Below are 18,574 nucleotides of genomic sequence, written 5' to 3' on the forward strand. Positions count from 1 at the left end.
GTGCACGGTTTACGGCCGGAGATCGAATTATCCTGGAAGCGTTCGAAGCTCAGCGGAATCGACCCCGCCCGGGTGCCCGAACCGGCGCTGCTCGACCCGTCGGACTCGGCGGGCCGACTGCTGCGGGCGGCCCGCCCGGTCCTCGACGAGATCGGGGTGCAACTGTCGGGGACGGGATGCGGAATCCTGCTCGTGGACCGGGACTGCCGTGTCGTGTCCCGCGTGTTCGACTCCGATGCGATGCGGTTCGCGATGGAGGGCGTCGGGGTGCTGCCCGGCGTCGTGCTCAGCGAGGAGAACTACGGCACCAACGCGCTCGGCACGCCGCTCGAGGTGCGCCAGGGCCTCGTGGTCCACGGGCACGAGCACTTCCTCGAGTCGTTCCGCCAGTTCAGTTGTTACGGGCACCCGATCGTCCACCCCGTGACCCGCCGGATCGAGGGCATCCTCGACATCACCGCGACCGAGAAGACCGCGAACCCGCTGTTCGCGCCGTTCCTGGCCCGTGCGGCCGGGGACATCGAGGCCCGGTTGCTCGAGGGGGCGCGCGAGTCGGACCGCCGCGTGGTGGACGCCTTCCAGCGCGCGGCGCGGCAGCGCGGACTCGCGGTCGCGGCGATGGGGCAGGACATCATGCTCACCAACAAGGCGGCCGTCGAGATGCTCGGACCGAGCGACCATGCCGCGCTGCGTGCGCTCGCCGCGGATGTCCCGGCAGGGGAGACCCGGACGCTGGACTTCGTGCTGTCCGCGGGCGGGAGTACCGGACTGCGGATCGATCGGGTCGCCGGCGCCGACAGCGGAGCGCTGTTCCTGCTCGACATCGGCGACACGAGGACGCCGGTGCGGCGCACCGCGACCCCGCAGGACGCGACGTCGCGACTGCGGCGCCGGCTGCGCGAGTTACGCTCCGGCACCGGTTCACTCGCCCTCGTCGGCGAGCCGGGCAGCGGTCGGACGTGGGCGGCGCGGCAGTTCGTCGACGGCGCCGTCGACGTGCTCGAGGTGGTCGATGCGGCCCAGATCGTCGGCCAGGGAGAACACGAGTGGTCGGCGAGCCTGCTCGCGGTCGTCGCGCGCAAACCCGCGTTCGTTCTGATCGAGCACGTGCACCTGGCGCCCGAACCGGTACTGGCGTTGGTCGCGTCCCTAGTGGCGAACCCGAGCGGCCCGCGGATCGTGCTCACGAGCGACCCGGTCGACGGCGGGCAACCGGCCGTGCGGGATCTGCTCGCGCGGTGCGGTGCCCAGGTCGCGATTCCAGCTCTGCGGCAGCGGATCCGGGAGCTCGACCGCCTGGTTGCGGCGCTCGCGGGCGAGCTCGGCCGCGCGGATCTCCGGGTGGGGCCGAGCGTGCTGGCGGCGCTGTCCGAGCACACGTGGCCGGGCAACCTCGTCGAACTTCGCGCCGTGCTCGCGGGCCTTCCCGACAAGCTGGACGGCACCCCGATCCGGGCCCTGGACCTCCCCGAGGACTACCGAGCGTCGGGCAAGGTGGCGCGACTCGGCGGCCGGGAGCGGGCCGAACGCGACGCGATCGTCGAAGCGCTGAACGAGAGCGGCGGTAACAAGGTGCACGCTGCGGCCCGCCTCGGGATCAGCCGCACCACGCTCTACAGCCGCATCCGCGCGCTGGACATCACCGTCTGACGGTGTGCCCCACGCGCGCTGTCCAAAGCTTGAACAGTTGACGATCGCCCTCCCGAAGCACGATGGCTGTGTTGCACGTCACACGTCAGATTCAGGAGGTTCGAGCATGACTGTCGTTGCCGAGCAGGCGGTTTCACCGCGAGTTCGCGAGTTTCTCTCCGGCACCAAGCAGCTCTACATCGGCGGCGAGTTCGTCGACGCGGCGTCGGGCCGCACGTTCGTGACGCACGATCCCGCGACTGGTGATCGCCTCGCCGATGTCGCGTACTGCGAGGCGGCCGACATCGACCGCGCCGTCCAGGCAGCGCGTCGCGCGTTCGACGAGGGGCCGTGGGCGTCGATGAAGCCCAACGAGCGGGAGCGGCTGATCTGGCGGGTGGGGGATCTGCTCACCGAACGGGCCTCCGAGTTCGGTCAGCTCGAGGCGCTCGACAACGGTAAGTCCGTCGCGATCGCGTCCGCCGTCGACGTCGCCTGGGCAGCGGACGTATTCCGCTACTACGCAGGCTGGGCCACCAAGATCGAGGGCAGCACGGTCAACGTGTCGATGCCGTTCGTGCCCGGCGGCGAATTCCACGCGTACACGTTGCGCGAGCCCGTCGGGGTGTGCGGGCTGATCGTTCCGTGGAACTTCCCGCTGCTGATGGCGTCGTGGAAGCTCGCGCCCGCACTCGCCGCCGGCAACACCGTCATCCTCAAGCCCGCCGAGCAGACCCCGCTCACCGCGCTCATGCTGGCCGAGATCTTCGAGGAGGCCGGATTCCCGCCCGGCGTCGTCAACATCGTGCCCGGCTTCGGTGATGCCGGCGCCGCGCTGTCCGCACACGACGACGTCGACAAGATCGCCTTCACCGGTTCCACGGAGGTGGGCAAGAAGATCGTCGACGCCGCCAGGGGCAACCTCAAGAAGGTCTCCCTCGAGCTCGGCGGCAAGAGCCCCAACATCGTGTTCGCCGATGCGGACTTCGATGCGGCCGTGGCGGGTTCGCTCAACGCCTGGCTGTTCAACCACGGTCAGTGCTGCGTCGCCGGCACCCGCCTGTACGTCGAGGACAGCATCTTCGAGCGTTTCACCGAGGCCGTCGCCGACGCCGCGAGCAAGGTCAAGATCGGTCCCGGGCTCGACCCCACCACCGAACTGGGGCCGCTCGTGTCGCAGGAACAGTTCGACCGCGTCACCGGCTACTTGCGCGACGGCCTCGCGGACGGTGCCCGCGCGCTGACCGGCGGCAAGCGCTGGGGCGAGACGGGCTACTTCGTCGAGCCGACCGTCCTGGTCGACGTCGAGCCCGATTTCAGTGTCGTCCGCGAGGAGATCTTCGGACCGGTCGTCGCGGCGATGCCGTTCGATGCGGACGAGGGCATCGTCACCGCCGCCAACGACTCCATCTACGGACTCGCCGCCGGAATCTGGACCCGGGACATCTCCAAGGCGCACCGCACCGCGCGCCGGCTGAAGGCGGGTTCGGTGTGGGTCAACCAGTACAACGGCTTCGACACCGCGATGCCGTTCGGCGGCTACAAGCAGTCCGGCTGGGGACGCGAACTGGGCGCGTCGGGCATCGACGCCTTCACCCAGACCAAGGCCGTCAACATCGCGCTCTGACAGCAGCAACCTCTCACAACGACACCGACATCGATCAAGGAGAACCCATGAAGACCAAGGCCGCCGTTCTGCTCGAGGCCGGAAAGCCTTTCGAGATCATGGAACTCGACCTGGACGGTCCCGGTCCCGGCGAGGTCCTGATCAAGTACACCGCCGCCGGACTGTGCCATTCGGACCTGCACCTCACCGACGGTGACCTGCCACCGCGCTATCCCATCGTGGGCGGGCACGAGGGCTCCGGCATCGTCGAGGAGGTCGGCCCCGGCGTCACCAAGGTCAAGCCCGGCGATCACGTGGTGTGCAGCTTCATCCCCAACTGCGGCACGTGCCGCTACTGCGCCACCGGGCGGCAGAACCTGTGCGACATGGGCGCGACGATCCTCGAGGGCTCGATGCCCGACGGCTCCTTCCGCTTCCATTCGGGCGGAAAGGACTTCGGCGCCATGTGCATGCTCGGCACGTTCGCCGAACGCGCCACCATCTCGCAGCACTCGGTCGTCAAGGTCGACGAGTGGCTGCCGCTCGAGACCGCCGTCCTCGTCGGGTGCGGTGTCCCGTCCGGATGGGGGACCGCGGTCTATGCGGGCGACGTCCGCGCCGGCGACATCGTCGTGATCTACGGCGTCGGTGGCCTGGGTATCAACGCGGTCCAGGGCGCGGTGCACTCCGGTGCCAAGTACGTGGTCGTGGTCGACCCGGTCGAGTTCAAGCGCGAGACGGCACTGAAGTTCGGGGCGAGCCACGCATACGCGTCCGCGGCCGAGGCCGCCGAGAAGGTCAACGAGCTCAGCTGGGGGCAGGGCGCCGACGCCGCCCTGATCCTGGTCGGCACCGTCGACGAGGACGTCGTCTCCGCGGCGACCGCCGTGATCGGCAAGGGCGGCACCGTCGTCATCACCGGTCTCGCGGATCCGACGAAGCTCACCGTCCACGTCTCGGGCACCGATCTGACGCTCAACGAGAAGACGATCAAGGGCACGCTGTTCGGCTCCGCCAACCCGCAGTACGACATCGTCCGGCTGCTCCGCCTGTACGACGCCGGCCAGCTCGCGCTCGACGAACTGGTCACCACTCGCTACTCACTCGAAGATGTCAACCAGGGCTACCAGGACCTTCGGGACGGCAAGAACATCCGCGGCGTCATCATGCACGCGCCGTAGGGCGCGCTCACGCAACGATTTGTGCAATGCCCTGCCCTGGCTCGACGGAGGTCGTACCTTCGAGCCAGGGCGGGGGCGTGTTCCGCGCGTGGCGGGGGCGGACGGAAGGAGCCAGTCATGGGCGAGATCATCGGCACGATCATCTTCGGCGCAGTCATCGGTGTGCTGGCGCGGCTTGTTCTTCCTGGCAAGCAGCCGATGGGATGGATCATCACGGTGGTGATCGGCATCGCCGGAGCGCTCATCGGATACTGGCTGTGGGGTGCCCTGGGAGGCACCGACACACCCGGAATCGATTGGTGGCGTTGGGTGATCAGCATCGCCGCAGCGGCCGTGCTGGCCCTCGGCTACACGGCGATCGCCGCCCGGAGGAAGTAACAGGGCTCCGCGTTGCTACGCGGAATCCGCCAGCAGCGCGGCGAGCGCCATTCTCCGCAGCACCCCGCGCGTCGGGTCCCCGTTCGTCGCATCGACGGACGGGGATACCGCGCTGTACGGGGTGGAGTTGATCAGGCCGAACGTCGCGTGCGCGGCGATTCGGGCGCGGGTGGCGTCGAGTCCCGGATCGATCCTCCGCAGCACATCCACCCAGATCTCCACGTACCGGCGCTGGGTCTGGCGCACGCGGTGGCGGGCGTCGTCGGGCAGTGAGTGCAGGTCGCGATCCTGCACTCGGATCAGCTCCGGCTCGCCCAGCGCGAAGTCGAGATGGAAGTCGACGAGTTGCCCGAGCGCCTCGGCGGGGTCCGACACCCGATCCAGGACCGCGGTGCCGCCGGCCAGCAGTCGCTCGCTGATGTCGGTGAGCAACTCGACGAGCAGCGCGTCCTTGTTGGGGAAGTGCCGATACACGGCGGGGCCGCTGATACCCACCGCGGAGCCAAGGTCTTCGAGGCGAACCCCGGGGAAGCCGCGCTCGGCGATGAGCCGAGCGGCGGCGCGCAACAACTCTCGGCGACGGTCGGCTTTGGCCTGGCTGCGCCTGCTGGGGGCCGTCGGCCCCGCATCACGGTCGACGTCGGTCATCGGTCACATTTTCCTGTTCGTGTGATCTGGACAACTCAGTTAATCACGGATAACCTGATTTCAGTTATTCGGAATTAACCGAATCTCATCGTATCTATCGAACTGCGAGGACGGTGACGTGACAACCGCTCGAACCGCATCAACCACCTCCCATCGGGAACAGCACCTCGCCCTCGTGTCCGAGCTGCGCGACAAGCTGGCCGCGGCGGCGCTCGGTGGCAGCGAGAGGTCCCGTGAGCGCCACGTCGCTCGCGGCAAGCTGCTGCCGCGGGATCGGGTGGACGCCCTGCTCGATCCGGGCAGCCCGTTCCTCGAACTGGCTCCGCTCGCCGCGAACGGCATGTACGGCGACGAGTGCCCCGGCGCCGGTGTGATCGGAGGTGTCGGACGCATCTCCGGGCGTGAGTGCGTGATCGTCGCCAACGACGCGACGGTCAAGGGCGGCACCTACTACCCGATGACGGTCAAGAAGCACCTGCGGGCGCAGGAGATCGCGCTGCAGAACAACCTGCCGTGCATCTACCTCGTCGACTCCGGTGGCGCGTTCCTGCCGATGCAGGACGAGGTCTTCCCGGATCGCGAACACTTCGGCCGGATCTTCTACAACCAGGCGACCATGAGTGCCAAGGGGATTCCGCAGATCGCCGCAGTGCTCGGCTCGTGCACCGCGGGCGGCGCGTACGTCCCGGCCATGAGCGACGAGGCGGTGATCGTCCGCAACCAGGGCACGATCTTCCTCGGTGGTCCGCCGCTCGTGAAGGCCGCGACCGGCGAGGTGGTCACCGCGGAGGAGCTCGGCGGGGGCGACCTGCACTCCAAGGTCTCGGGCGTCACCGACCATCTCGCCGAGGACGACCGGGACGCGCTGCGAATCGTCCGCAACATCGTCGCGACGTTCGGTCCCCGTGCGCCGCGTCCGTGGGACGTCGCGGAGACCGTGGCGCCCGCGGCGGACCAGAGCGAGCTGTACGACGTGGTGCCCACCGATCCGCGCACCCCGTACGACGTGCGCGAGGTCATCACCCGTCTGGTCGACGGCGCCCCTGCGGGCGGCACCGACTTCCAGGAGTTCAAGGCCGAGTACGGCAAGACCCTGGTCACCGGGTTCGCCCGGATCCACGGGCACCCCGTCGGCATCGTCGCCAACAACGGTGTGCTGTTCGCCGAGTCCGCCATGAAGGGTGCGCACTTCATCGAGCTGTGCGACAAGCGCAACATTCCGCTGCTGTTCCTGCAGAACATCACCGGATTCATGGTCGGACGCGAGTACGAGGCCGGCGGCATCGCCAAGCACGGCGCCAAGATGGTCACCGCCGTCGCGTGCGCGCGGGTGCCGAAACTGACGGTGGTGATCGGCGGTTCGTACGGCGCCGGCAACTACTCGATGTGCGGGCGCGCGTACTCGCCCCGCTTCCTGTGGATGTGGCCCAACGCCCGCATCTCGGTGATGGGCGGCGAGCAGGCCGCCTCGGTGCTCGGCGCCGTCGGGTCCGGGCGAGATTCGGGACGAGACCCCGACTCGATCAGGGCCCAGTACGAGGCGCAGGGCAACCCCTACTACTCGACGGCCCGACTGTGGGACGACGGCATCATCGACCCTGCGGACACCAGAACCGTTGTCGGGCTGGCCCTGTCGGCGTGCGCCAACGCGCCGCTCGAGCCGGTGTCCTACGGCGTCTTCCGGATGTGAGGACACACATGACTACTCAGTTCGACGCCGGCGGTGCCGGCACATTCGACACGATCCTGGTGGCCAACCGCGGCGAGATCGCGGTCCGGGTCATGCGTACTTTGCGGCAGCTGGGCATCCGCTCGGTCGCGGTCTACAGCGAGGCCGACGCCGACGCTCGCCACGTCCGTGAGGCGGACGTCGCGGTGCTGATCGGCCCCGCCGCGGCGCGCGAGAGCTACCTCGACATCGACCGGGTACTCGACGCCGCGAAGCGGACCGGTGCGCAGGCGATCCACCCCGGATACGGATTCCTTTCGGAGAACTCGGCATTCGCGGCCGCCTGCGACGCAGCGGGTATCGTTTTCCTGGGGCCGTCGGCGCGGGCCATCGAGGTGATGGGAGACAAGATCACCGCGAAGAACGCGGTGGCCGCGTTCGATGTCCCGGTCGTCCCGGGCATCGCGCGGCCGGGTCTGTCCGACGCCGACCTGATCGCTGCGGCCGACGACATCGGCTATCCGGTGCTCGTGAAGCCGTCCGCCGGCGGTGGCGGCAAGGGCATGCGGCTCGTCGAAGCCGCGGACGATCTTCCGTCCGCGCTCGCCAGTGCCCGCCGCGAGGCGGCGTCGGCGTTCGGCGACGACACCCTGTTCCTGGAACGGTTCGTGTTGCGCCCCCGGCACATCGAGGTCCAGATCCTGGCCGACAGCCACGGCAACGTCGTGCATCTCGGCGAGCGCGAGTGCAGTCTGCAACGCCGGCACCAGAAGGTGATCGAGGAGGCGCCGTCGCCGCTGCTCGACGCGCAGACCCGGGCACGGATCGGCACCGCGGCGTGCAACACCGCCCGCAGCGTCGACTACACCGGCGCCGGCACCGTCGAGTTCATCGTGTCCGCGGACCGGCCCGACGAGTTCTTCTTCATGGAGATGAACACCCGCCTGCAGGTGGAGCACCCGGTCACCGAGATGGTCACCGGCCTCGACCTGGTCGAGTGGCAGGTCCGGATCGCGGCGGGGGAGAAGTTGGCCCTGCACCAGGACGACATCACCCTCACCGGGCACGCGGTCGAGGCCCGGATCTACGCGGAGGACCCCGGACGCGGCTTCCTGCCGACCGGCGGAACCGTGCTCGGTCTGCGCGAGCCCGACGGCATCGGGGTGCGCGTGGACTCGGGACTGCTCGCGGGCACCACGGTCGGCAGCGACTACGACCCCATGCTGGCGAAGGTGATCGCGTACGGCGCCGATCGCGGCGAGGCGTTGCGCCGACTCGACCGTGCGCTCGCCGACACCGCAGTGCTCGGTGTCGGCACCAACGTCGACTTCCTGCGGTTCCTGCTCGCCGACGACGACGTCCGCGCCGGACACCTCGACACGGGGCTGCTGGATCGCCGCGTCGTCGGCTACGGAGTACCGGATCCCGACGACGAGGTCCTCTTCGCTGCGGCCGCCTACCGCTGGCTCGGGCTGTGGGCCGACGGATCCGGCGCCGACCCGTGGGACGCACCCACCGGCTGGAGGGTCGGCGGACCGCATCCGCTCTCGTTCCGGCTTCGCTCGGGCGCCCGGATCGACCACGTCCTGATCACCGGCACGCCCGACGATGCCCGGGTCCGCATCGAACACGGTGAGGACCACACGCTCGCAGCACGACTCGACGGCGATGTGCTCACGGTCGTCTCCGACGGGCGCTGCGATACCTATCGGGTCGCCGACGAGGACGGCACGCTGTGGCTCGCCGGCGCCGATGCGACATGGGTGGTCTCGCAGATCCGCGAGGCGAGTGTCCGCGGCGCGGATGCCCACACCGGTGACGCCGAACTGACCAGCCCCATGCCGGGGACCGTGATCGCGGTCGCCGTCGCGACCGGCGACACCGTCTCCGCCGGGACCGCGGTCGTCGTCGTCGAGGCCATGAAGATGGAACACACCCTCACCGCACCGATCGACGGCGTCACGGAGGTTCTCGTCGCCGTCGGCGACCAGGTGAAGGTCGATCAACTGCTGGCGCGAATCAGCCCGGCACGCACTGAAACACTTGAACTCGCAACGGAGGAAGACGCGTCATGACCGACTACCTGTCCACCGGATCGCTGCCCGACGAGTACCAGCAGCTCGCGAAGACCGTCCGGGACTTCGCACAGAACGTGGTGGCCCCGGTGTCCGCCGAACACGATGCCAACCACACGTTCCCGTACGAGGTGGTCGACGGCATGGCCGACATGGGCCTGTTCGGTCTGCCGTTCCCCGAGGAGTACGGCGGCATGGGCGGCGACTACTTCGCCCTGTGCCTCGCACTCGAGGAACTCGGCAAGGTCGACCAGTCCGTCGCGATCACCCTCGAAGCCGGTGTGTCGCTCGGTGCGATGCCGGTGTACCGCTTCGGCAACGAGGCGCAGAAGCAGGAATGGCTGCCGCAGCTCACGAGCGGCAAGTCCCTCGCCGCGTTCGGGCTCACCGAGCCGGGGGCAGGCAGTGATGCCGGCGGGACCAGGACCACCGCGAAAATGGACGGTGGCGACTGGATCATCAACGGCAACAAGCAGTTCATCACCAACTCCGGCACCGACATCACCAAGCTGGTGACGGTCACCGCGGTCACCGGGACCAAGGAGAACGGCGCCAAGGAGATCTCCACGATCCTGGTACCGACGTCGACGCCCGGCTTCACCGCCGAGCCCGCGTACAACAAGGTCGGCTGGAACGCCTCCGACACGCACCCGCTGACCTTCCAGGACGTGCGGGTACCGCAGGAGAATCTGTTGGGCGAACGCGGCCGTGGCTACGCGAACTTCCTGCGCATCCTCGACGAGGGCCGCATCGCGATCGCGGCTCTGTCTGTCGGAGCCGCGCAGGGCTGCGTCGACGAATCGGTCAAGTACGCCAAGGAACGCGAGGCGTTCGGCCGGCCGATCGGCGCCAACCAGGCCATCGCCTTCAAGATCGCCCGCATGGAGGCGCGCGCCCACGTCGCCCGGACCGCGTATTACGACGCCGCGGCACTCATGCTGTCGGGCAAGCCGTTCAAGAAGCAGGCGTCGATCGCGAAGCTGATCGCGAGCGAGGCCGCGATGGACAATGCGCGCGATGCCACCCAGATCTTCGGTGGATACGGTTTCATGAACGAGTACCCGGTGGCCCGCCACTACCGAGACAGCAAGATCCTCGAGATCGGTGAGGGCACCACCGAGGTGCAGTTGATGCTGATCGCGCGCGAGCTGGGGGTGTGACGGGTGGGGAGGATACGGGAGGGAGCGGCACAGTGACGATGCGCAAGATCGTCCAACGCGGGCTGTGGTTCGAGGAGTTCGAGACCGGAGTCGTCTACGCGCACCGCCCCGGGCGCACCATCACCGAGGCCGACAACGTCCTGTTCACCACGCTGACCATGAACACGCAGGCTCTGCACCTCGATGCCGCGTTCGCCGCCGAGACCCAGTTCGGTGAGCGGCTGGTCAACTCGATGTTCACACTGTCCACGTTGGTCGGGCTGTCGGTGACGCAGTTGACGCAGGGGACCATCGTCGCGAACCTCGGATTCTCCGAGATCGCGTTCCCCAAGCCGCTGTTCCACGGCGACACGCTCTACGCCGAGACCGTCGTCACCGATCTACGCGAGTCCCGCAGCAGACCGGGGGAGGGCATCGTGACGTTCGAGCACACCGGACGCAATCAGCACGGTGACGTGGTCGCCACCGCGATCCGCAAGACGCTCGTGCGGAAGAAGCCGGCATGAACGGCGATCCGCTCGACCTCTGGGCCGGTGCGGTCCCCGGTCCGGCGTGGCTGTTCTGCCCGGCCGACCGTCCCGAGAGGTTCGCGAAGGCGGCCGATGCCGCCGACGTCGTGATCCTCGATCTCGAGGACGGGGTGGCCCCTGCCGACAAGGAGACTGCGCGCCGCGCGCTGGTGGACGTACCGCTCGATCCCGCGCGGACCGTGGTGCGCGTCAATGCGCACGGCACCGACGACTACGCACGCGACTGCGCGGTCCTCGATCGCACGCCCTACACCGCGGTGATGCTGCCCAAGTGTGAATCCGTGGACCAGGTACTCGATCTCGCACCGCTGTCGGTGGTCGTGCTGATCGAGTCGCCGTTGGGTGCATTGGCGGTGCCGCAGACCGTGCAGGCCGCGAACGCCGTGGGCGTGATGTGGGGCGCCGAGGACCTGGTCGCAGGTCTCGGCGGGGCATCGAGCCGCAAGGCCGACGGCAGCTACCGCGATATCGCGCGGCACGTGCGGTCCACGGCGCTGCTCGCGGCGAAGGCGTACGGGCGGTTCGCGCTGGACTCGGTGTTCCTCGACATCCCCGACCTGGACGGGCTCGCGGACGAGTGCGACGACGCGGTCGCCGTCGGGTTCGACGGCAAGGTCGCGATTCACCCCCGACAGCTCGACATCATCCGCCACGCGTATGCGCCCACGTCGGAGCAGTTGGGTTGGGCCGAACAGGTTCTCGCGGCCGCATCCCGCGAGCGGGGTGTGTTCACGTTCGAGGGTCGCATGGTCGATGCGCCCGTCCTGCGGCATGCGGAGGAGATCGTGCGAAGGTCCGGTATCGCCCGCGCCGGCGGAGAAGAGTGAACGCATGACGAGCGAGGTGCGACCCCGACCGCAGTGGGTGCCGACCGACGCCGACATCGAGAAGGCACGGATCACCGACTTCGCCCGGTGGGTGGAGCGGCGCACCGGGCTCTCGCTGCCGGACTACGCCGCGTTGTGGCAGTGGTCGGTGGACCACATCGGCGACTTCTGGCAGGCGGTGTGGGACTACTTCGAGGTGCGGTCCATCACCGATCCGGGTCCGGCGCTGGCGAACGATGCGATGCCCGGCGCGGTGTGGTTCCCGGACGCCCGGCTCAACTACGTCGACCACGTGACCCGGAGCGCCCGCACCGATCGGCCCGCCGTCGTCTACGAGGCCGAGGACGGCCATCCGGTGGTCCTGAGCTGGGCGGAGCTGCTCCGGCAGGCGGGCGCGCTCGCGGCCACCCTGCGATCGCTCGGCGTCGGTGAGGGCGATCGGGTGGTGGGCTACCTGCCGAACGTGCCCGAGGCGGTCGTGGCGTTTCTCGCGACCGCCGGCCTGGGAGCGGTGTGGGCCGCATGCGGTCAGGACTACTCGGCGCCCGCCGCGCTCGACAGGCTCGGCCAGCTCGAGCCCAAGGTGCTGATCGCCGCCGACGGCTACAGCTTCGGTGGCCGGACCCACCCGCGGCACGAGGAGATCGCACACCTGCGCGGCAGCATGCCCTCGCTCGTCGGCACCGTTCTGGTGCCGAAGCTCGGCACCGAACCGGTGACCGACGCGATCGCATGGGCGGATGCCACCGCGGGCGACGCGCCGCTCGAGCCGGTGCCGGTACCGTTCGATCACCCGCTGTGGGTGGTGTTCTCCTCGGGCACCACGGGTCTGCCCAAGGGCATCGTGCACGGCCACGGCGGCGTGCTCCTCGAACACGTCAAATCCCTTGCGCTGCAGATGGACATCGGGACCGACGACACGTTCCTGTGGTACACCAGCCCGAGTTGGATGATGTGGAACTTCCAGGTCGCCGGCCTGCTGGTCGGCGCCACGATCGTCTGCTACGACGGTAGTCCCGGCTATCCCGACACGGACTCGTTGTGGGCGCTGGCCGCCCGGCACCGGGTCACCGTGCTCGGCACCAGCCCCGGCTACGTGCTGGCTTGCTCGAAGGCCGGCGTCGTCCCGCGCCGTGACCACGACCTGAGCGCGCTCCGCGCAGTCGGGATCACCGGGTCGACGCTGCCGGCGTCGTCGTCGACATGGTTGGCGGACAACGTCGGTGAGTCGGTTCCGGTCTTCTCGATCACCGGTGGCACCGATGTCGTGTCGGCCTTCATCGGCGGGGCTCGCACGGTGCCGGTGTGGCCCGGCGAGCTGTCCGCGCCGTGTCTGGGCGTCGCGCTCGATTCCTTCGGGCCGGACGGGCATTCGGTCCGCGGAGAGGTGGGAGAGCTGGTCGTCACTGCGCCGATGCCCTCGATGCCGGTCAGATTCTGGAACGATCCCGACGGAAAGCGTTATCACGAGACGTATTTCGACGACTTTCCCGGGGTGTGGCGGCACGGCGACTGGATCACCGTCACCGAGCGTGGCAGCGTCGAGATGCACGGACGATCCGACTCCACTCTCAACCGCAACGGCATCAGGATGGGTAGCGCCGACATCTACCAGGCTGTCGAACGGCTGCCCGAGGTCGTCGAGGCGCTCGTCATCGGAGCCGAGCAACCGGACGGCGGGTACTGGATGCCGCTGTTCGTGGTGCTCGCGGACGGGGCGGTGCTCGACGCCGATCTCGAGGATCGCATCAAGTCCGTCATCCGGGAGCAGGCATCGCCGCGGCACGTCCCGGACGAGGTCATCGCGGCACCCGGGATTCCACACACCCGTACCGGGAAGAAGCTCGAGGTCCCGATCAAACGGATGTTCCAGGGTGCCGATGCCGCGCGGATCATGGATCGGAGCGCGATGGACGCCCCGGAGCTCATCGATTGGTACCTCGCCCAGAAGCGGTGACGGCCGCTGACGAGGCATTTCGGAGCGCATCGCAACGAAAATCGCGAACTTTGCAAAAACCTGCATTCCGTTCCCATACGCTGCTGCCGAGGTTGGGCGGGAGTGCGGGACACGGCTCCCGGGAATAACGAGATGTAGCTGCCCCATACGCAAAGGACGCGCCGTGAACCTGAAGAGATTTACTCCCGCAATCGCCGCTATTGCCGCCGCCGGTCTGCTCGCCTCGGGCTGCAGCAGCAACGACAGCGGTGCGGACCCGGCCGAGAACGCGGCCACCGGGGCGCCGATCAAGGTCGGTCAGATCATTCCCATCGAGGCGCCGGGGCTCGCATCCATCAACTCTGCCGAGGGCGCGATCGCCTCGGTCGACGCCTTCAATGCCCGCGGCGGCGTGAACGGACGCCCGCTCGAACTGGTGCAGTGCGACTCCATGGGGGATCCCAACAAGGAGGTCGACTGCGCCAACAAGATGATCACGGAGGGTGTCGTCGCGACGATCGCGGACTTCACGCCCGCCAACAACGAAGGGACGTCCCAGGTCCTGCAGAACGCGGGTATCCCGCGAATCGGGTTGAACCCGCTGAACATCTCGGACTTCTCCGCCACGAACGTGTTCACCCCGTTCTCCGGCTCGCTGCTCAACCTGTACGGGATGATCGACATCCTGGTGGCCGACGGCAAGACCAAGCTCACCCTCATGCGTCCCGACGTCCCGGTCGCCGCGATGCTGATCCAGCTGCTCGGCCCGGCCGTGCAGGCGAAGGGCGCCGAGATCGTCAACGAGGTCGCGGTGGGCGCGGGCGCGACCGACTACACCCAGTTCATCGCCGCCGCTGAGCGCAACGGAGCGCAGGGCGTGATCATGGCGCTGGGCCCGACCGAGGCCAACCCGATCGCCCAGTCGTTCGAGCAGCTCGGGTCGAAGCTGAGCTTTGCGCTGGGATCGGTCGGGTTCTCCCAGGCCGACCTGCAGGACCTGGGGACCTTCGCGACCTCCTCGAAGTACACCGGCGTGGTTCCCGCGCCCTCGTCGAGCACCGACGACTTCCCGGGACTGAAGTACTTCCTGGCGGACATGGAGAAGTCCGGCAAGAAGGAGCTCGAGCTGGAGAACCTCACCGGCGACGAGATGAACCCGTGGCTGGCGGTGCGCGCGTTCGGTGAGGTCGCGAACGGGTTGACGGACATCAACAAGAGCACGGTCCAGATGGGATTCGAGAACGCCAAGGATCTCGACATGGCCGGCCTGGTCCCGGCCTGGACACCGGGTGCGGTCGAGCCGTTCGGGATCTTCCAGCGCGTCTCGAACACGATGATGTACCGGATGACGTTCGACGGCGACGTGGTGGTCACTGATCCGACGCAGTACGACCTGCGCACCTCCTGACCCGAGCACACCCTGGAGTTTGACGAATGACTGAGTTACTGCAGTTCGCGATCCTGGGCCTGGGAGCGGGCTCCGCCTACGCGCTCCTTGCGCACGGCATCGTGCTGGTCTACCGCGGCTCCGGGGTGGTGAACTTCGCGCAGGGCGCGATAGCCATGGTGGCCGCCTATGTGTGTCTGGAAACCTTGCAGCGCGAACATGATTGGGCGCTGCTGCCGGCCTTCGTCGTGGCGGTCGTGGTCGCCGCACTGATCGGACTGGCGTTCCAGCTGCTGGTGTTGCGCTGGTTGATGAACGCTGCGCCGATCGTTCGGCTGGCCGCCACTCTCGGCCTGATGGTGCTCCTGCAGGCGGGGGTACAGCAGTACTACGGGGCCAAGTCGATCCGGGTGCGAGCCTTCCTGCCCGACGACGCCTATCACTGGGGAAGCATTGTGGTGCAGCAGGATCGGCTGATCCTGCTGGGGATCGCGGTGGGAATGACTGCCGTGCTCTGGGGGCTGGCCCGGTTCACCCGGGTCGGTCTCGCCATCACCGCGGCGGCCGAGAACGAGCGCGCCGCCGCCGCACTCGGTTGGTCGCCCCAGCGGCTGGCCGCGCTGACGTGGACCGTCGGCGGTGCACTGGCCGGCACCGCCGGCATCCTGGTGGCACCGTTGACGGGACTCACGCCGTCGGCGTTCGTCGTGATCGTCACCGTCTCGGCGCTGGCGGCTGCACTGCTCGGCAACTTCCGCTCGTTCCCGCTCACCCTGCTCGGCGGGCTGTTGCTCGGTGTGGGTGAGAGCGTGGTCGTCCTGTACCAGGACGACCTGCGGGATCTGCTCGGGATGGAGACACTCACCGGCATCAACCGGGCAGTGCCGTTCCTGGTCATCCTCATCGTGCTGGTGGTGCGGGGGAAGGGGCTGCCGCTACGCAGCCACGTCTCGGAGCGGCTGCCCCGACTCGGCTCCGGGGAGATCCGTTGGGCGGGTCTCGTTCTCGCAGTGGTCGCGGCGGGCGTGGTCATCGCGATCGGCGGCGATTGGCTGCGGTCGCTGACGCTGACCCTGGCTGCCGCGGTCTTCCTGCTCTCGATCGTGGTGCTGACCGGTTTCGCCGGTCAGCTCTCGCTCGCCCAGTACACCGTCGGCGGGTTGGGTGCGCTGTTCGCCGCGCGACTCGTCGGCCAGGCCGGCTGGCCGCTGATCCCGGCGGCGGTAGTCAGCGTGGTCGCCGTCATCGCCTTCGGCGTGGTGTTCGCGCTGCCCGCACTGCGGACACGGGGCGTGAACCTGGCGGTGGTCACCCTGGGGCTCGGATTCACGGTCCAGGAGATGGTGTTCAACAACCCGACCCTCACCGGCGACAAGCTCGAGGGTTCGGTCAAGATCTCCGAGCTGAACCTGTTCGGGCTGGAGGTGACGGCTTCGCGTTACCCCGAACGGTGGGCACTGCTGTGTCTCGTCGCGCTGGTCGTGTGCGGCCTGATGGTGGCGAATCTGCGTCGCTCGCGTACCGGCCGGCGGCTCATCGCGGTGCGCACCAACGAGCGGGCCGCGGCCTCGCTCGGGATCAGCGTGTTCGCGGTCAAGATCTATGCCTTCGCTCTCGCAGCGGGGTTGGCCGCGGTGGCGGGAATTCTGCTCGGCCTGCGCAACACCGCCGTCACCTACCTCGAGTTCAACGTATTCGCCTCGATCAACGCGGTGGTCCAGTCGGTGATCGGCGGGCTCGGGTTCGTGGTGGGCAGCGTCATCGGCGCACTGATGGCGCCCGGGGCGCTCGTCAGTCGCCTGGTGGACGGTCTGGCCATTGCCAGCCTGCTCGCCGGAGTGATCCTCATCGTCACCCTGCTCACCAACCAGAACGGAATCGCGGACGTGGTCTCCCGCCAGCTCCGGGCGATCGGCAGGCTCCCCGGGCTTGCCGCGTTGCGGCCGCGGGACACGCGGCGGGCTCACGAACTCTCGGACGAACTGCCGTCCAGCACCGTCGCACCGACGCCGTTGTCGGTTCGCGGGCTGACGGTGCGGTTCGGTGGCGTCACCGCCGTCGACGGGGTCGACCTCGACGTCGCGCCCGGACAGGTCGTGGGTCTGATCGGGCCGAACGGGGCCGGCAAGACCACCGTGATCGACGCGATCACCGGATTCGTCAGTCCCGCGGCGGGACAGCTGACGCTGGGGGACCACGACATCACCGGCTGGTCGACGGCACGGCGGTCCAAGGGCGGACTCCGTCGCTCCTTCCAGTCGCTGGAACTGTTCGAGGACGTCACGGTCGGCGAGAACATCCACGCGGGTGCCGACGAGGCCACCTGGAGTACGTGGTTCACCGATCTGATCCGCCCGGGCCGCCATCCACTCTCACCCAGTGCGTCGACCGTCGTGCGGGACTTCGAACTCGAGGACGACCTGGGCGCACTGCCGGGTGAACTGTCGTACGGCCGGCGCCGGCTGGTGGGTATCGCCAGAGCCGTCGCGTCCGCGCCGTCCGTCATCCTCCTCGACGAGCCCGCGGCCGGGCTGGACGACGCCGAGAGCCGTGAGCTCGCGGTGGCCATCCGGCATCTGGCGGTGCAGCGCGGGGCGGGGGTGCTCCTCGTCGAGCACGACATGGGTCTGGTGATGTCCACCTGTGACCGGATCGTGGTGCTCGAGGCAGGCCGGGTGATCGCCGCCGGCACGCCGGACGAGATCTCCGCCAGCGCGGCGGTCCGCGATGCATACCTGGGTACCGACGACGAGACGGAGGCGGCGCGATGACCGTGACCACCACGAGCGAGAAGACCGTGGCGTCCGACACGGTGCTGGAATGTCGCGGCTTGGGCGCGGGCTACGCCGGCGCCGTGGTCTGCCGCGACCTCGACATCACCGTGCGCTCGGGCGAGGTCGTGGCGCTCATCGGCGCCAACGGGGCGGGCAAGTCCACGACGATGTTGACGGTGGCGGGGGAGCTGGCGCCGATATCGGGCTCACTGTCGGTGCTCGGCTCGGACCGGCGCGCATCGTTGTCGGCACTGGCACGGCGTGGGCTGAGCTACGTCACCGAGGAGCGATCGGTGATCATGGGCCTGACCGCCGCCGAGAATCTCCGGCTGGCAGGCGTCTCGGCCGACGACGCGTGTGCCGTGTTCCCGGAGCTACGGGCGCTGCTCCGGCGGCCCGCCGGACTGATGTCCGGTGGCGAGCAGCAGATGCTCACTCTGGCCCGGGCGTTGGCACGGAACCCCAAGCTGCTGCTGGCGGACGAGCTGTCGCTGGGCCTGGCGCCGCAGATCGTGCAACGCCTGCTCGCGGTGGTGCGGTCCGCGGCCGACGAGCGCGGTGTCGGTGTCCTGCTGGTCGAACAGCACGTCCGCCAGGTGCTGACCGTCGCGGACAGGGTGTATGTGATGCGGCGCGGCCAGGTGATGCTCGAGGGGACGGCCGCCGAGATCGGCGCCGATCTGGACGCGGTGCAGCGTGCCTACCTGTCGGGTGGGGGAGACACCGGCAGCGCCGGTACCGGCCAAATCGGTTAACAGTTGTACCCTTGGTCGT

At 68.7% G+C, this 18,574-nt stretch carries 14 protein-coding genes; 13 read left to right on the top strand and 1 reads right to left on the bottom strand.

The window, feature by feature from the left end; genetic code table 11:
* The 4 genes from DEU38_RS04045 to DEU38_RS04060 all read left to right on the top strand — a co-directional run bounded on the left by DEU38_RS04045 (nucleotide 1) and on the right by DEU38_RS04060 (nucleotide 4,794).
* Nucleotides 1–1,650 carry a sigma-54-dependent Fis family transcriptional regulator gene (locus DEU38_RS04045; RefSeq protein ID WP_114718989.1) on the top strand — a complete coding sequence of 550 codons (1,650 nt, stop codon included), beginning with the start codon at nucleotides 1–3 and terminating at the stop codon, nucleotides 1,648–1,650.
* Between the two features lie 106 nt (nucleotides 1,651–1,756).
* A complete protein-coding gene (locus DEU38_RS04050) occupies nucleotides 1,757–3,256 on the top strand; it encodes an aldehyde dehydrogenase family protein (protein WP_114718825.1) in 1,500 nt (499 codons plus the stop codon).
* 47 nt (nucleotides 3,257–3,303) lie between these two features.
* Complete coding sequence (locus DEU38_RS04055) at nucleotides 3,304–4,416, top strand: NDMA-dependent alcohol dehydrogenase (RefSeq protein ID WP_114718826.1); 1,113 nt, start codon at nucleotides 3,304–3,306, stop codon at nucleotides 4,414–4,416.
* 117 nt (nucleotides 4,417–4,533) lie between these two features.
* Nucleotides 4,534–4,794, top strand: a complete 261-nt coding sequence (locus DEU38_RS04060) for a GlsB/YeaQ/YmgE family stress response membrane protein (protein WP_114718827.1) — start codon at nucleotides 4,534–4,536, stop codon at nucleotides 4,792–4,794.
* Nucleotides 4,795–4,809: 15 nt separating this feature from the next.
* Here DEU38_RS04060 and DEU38_RS04065 read toward each other — a convergent pair whose 3' ends face one another.
* Nucleotides 4,810–5,442 carry a TetR/AcrR family transcriptional regulator gene (locus DEU38_RS04065; RefSeq protein ID WP_114718828.1) on the bottom strand — a complete coding sequence of 211 codons (633 nt, stop codon included), beginning with the start codon at nucleotides 5,440–5,442 and terminating at the stop codon, nucleotides 4,810–4,812.
* A 118-nt stretch (nucleotides 5,443–5,560) separates the two neighbouring features.
* Here DEU38_RS04065 and DEU38_RS04070 point away from each other — a divergent pair, with 118 nt between their 5' ends.
* The 9 genes from DEU38_RS04070 (at nucleotide 5,561) to DEU38_RS04110 (ending at nucleotide 18,555) form a co-directional block, all read left to right on the top strand.
* Complete coding sequence (locus DEU38_RS04070; protein WP_114718829.1) at nucleotides 5,561–7,132, top strand: carboxyl transferase domain-containing protein; 1,572 nt, start codon at nucleotides 5,561–5,563, stop codon at nucleotides 7,130–7,132.
* 8 nt (nucleotides 7,133–7,140) lie between these two features.
* Complete coding sequence (locus DEU38_RS04075) at nucleotides 7,141–9,186, top strand: acetyl/propionyl/methylcrotonyl-CoA carboxylase subunit alpha (RefSeq protein WP_114718830.1); 2,046 nt, start codon at nucleotides 7,141–7,143, stop codon at nucleotides 9,184–9,186.
* On the top strand, nucleotides 9,183–10,346 hold the full coding sequence (locus DEU38_RS04080; protein WP_114718831.1) for an acyl-CoA dehydrogenase family protein: 1,164 nt from the start codon (nucleotides 9,183–9,185) through the stop codon (nucleotides 10,344–10,346). Before DEU38_RS04075 ends, DEU38_RS04080 begins: the two co-directional genes overlap by 4 nt.
* 38 nt (nucleotides 10,347–10,384) lie before the next feature.
* Nucleotides 10,385–10,852, top strand: coding sequence for a MaoC family dehydratase (locus tag DEU38_RS04085; RefSeq protein WP_114718990.1), 468 nt, complete (start codon nucleotides 10,385–10,387; stop codon nucleotides 10,850–10,852).
* Nucleotides 10,849–11,703 (top strand): CoA ester lyase, encoded by an 855-nt coding sequence (locus DEU38_RS04090; RefSeq protein WP_114718832.1) that lies wholly within the window; start codon nucleotides 10,849–10,851, stop codon nucleotides 11,701–11,703. The genes DEU38_RS04085 and DEU38_RS04090 overlap by 4 nt, the downstream gene beginning before the upstream one ends.
* Before the next feature lie 4 nt (nucleotides 11,704–11,707).
* Complete coding sequence (locus DEU38_RS04095; protein WP_114718833.1) at nucleotides 11,708–13,660, top strand: acetoacetate--CoA ligase; 1,953 nt, start codon at nucleotides 11,708–11,710, stop codon at nucleotides 13,658–13,660.
* 163 nt (nucleotides 13,661–13,823) lie between these two features.
* Nucleotides 13,824–15,047 carry an ABC transporter substrate-binding protein gene (locus DEU38_RS04100; RefSeq protein WP_181818661.1) on the top strand — a complete coding sequence of 408 codons (1,224 nt, stop codon included), beginning with the start codon at nucleotides 13,824–13,826 and terminating at the stop codon, nucleotides 15,045–15,047.
* 26 nt (nucleotides 15,048–15,073) lie between these two features.
* Entirely contained in the window at nucleotides 15,074–17,797 is a 2,724-nt protein-coding gene (locus DEU38_RS04105) for a branched-chain amino acid ABC transporter permease/ATP-binding protein (protein WP_114718835.1), read from the top strand.
* The gene (locus DEU38_RS04110; RefSeq protein ID WP_114718836.1) at nucleotides 17,794–18,555 is read left to right on the top strand and encodes an ABC transporter ATP-binding protein; all 762 of its coding nucleotides are present in this window, start codon (nucleotides 17,794–17,796) and stop codon (nucleotides 18,553–18,555) included. Before DEU38_RS04105 ends, DEU38_RS04110 begins: the two co-directional genes overlap by 4 nt.
* Nucleotides 18,556–18,574 lie beyond the last annotated feature (19 nt).

It is taken from the genome of Rhodococcus sp. AG1013 (genome assembly GCF_003350365.1).
Taxonomy (GTDB): Bacteria; Actinomycetota; Actinomycetes; order Mycobacteriales; family Mycobacteriaceae; genus Prescottella.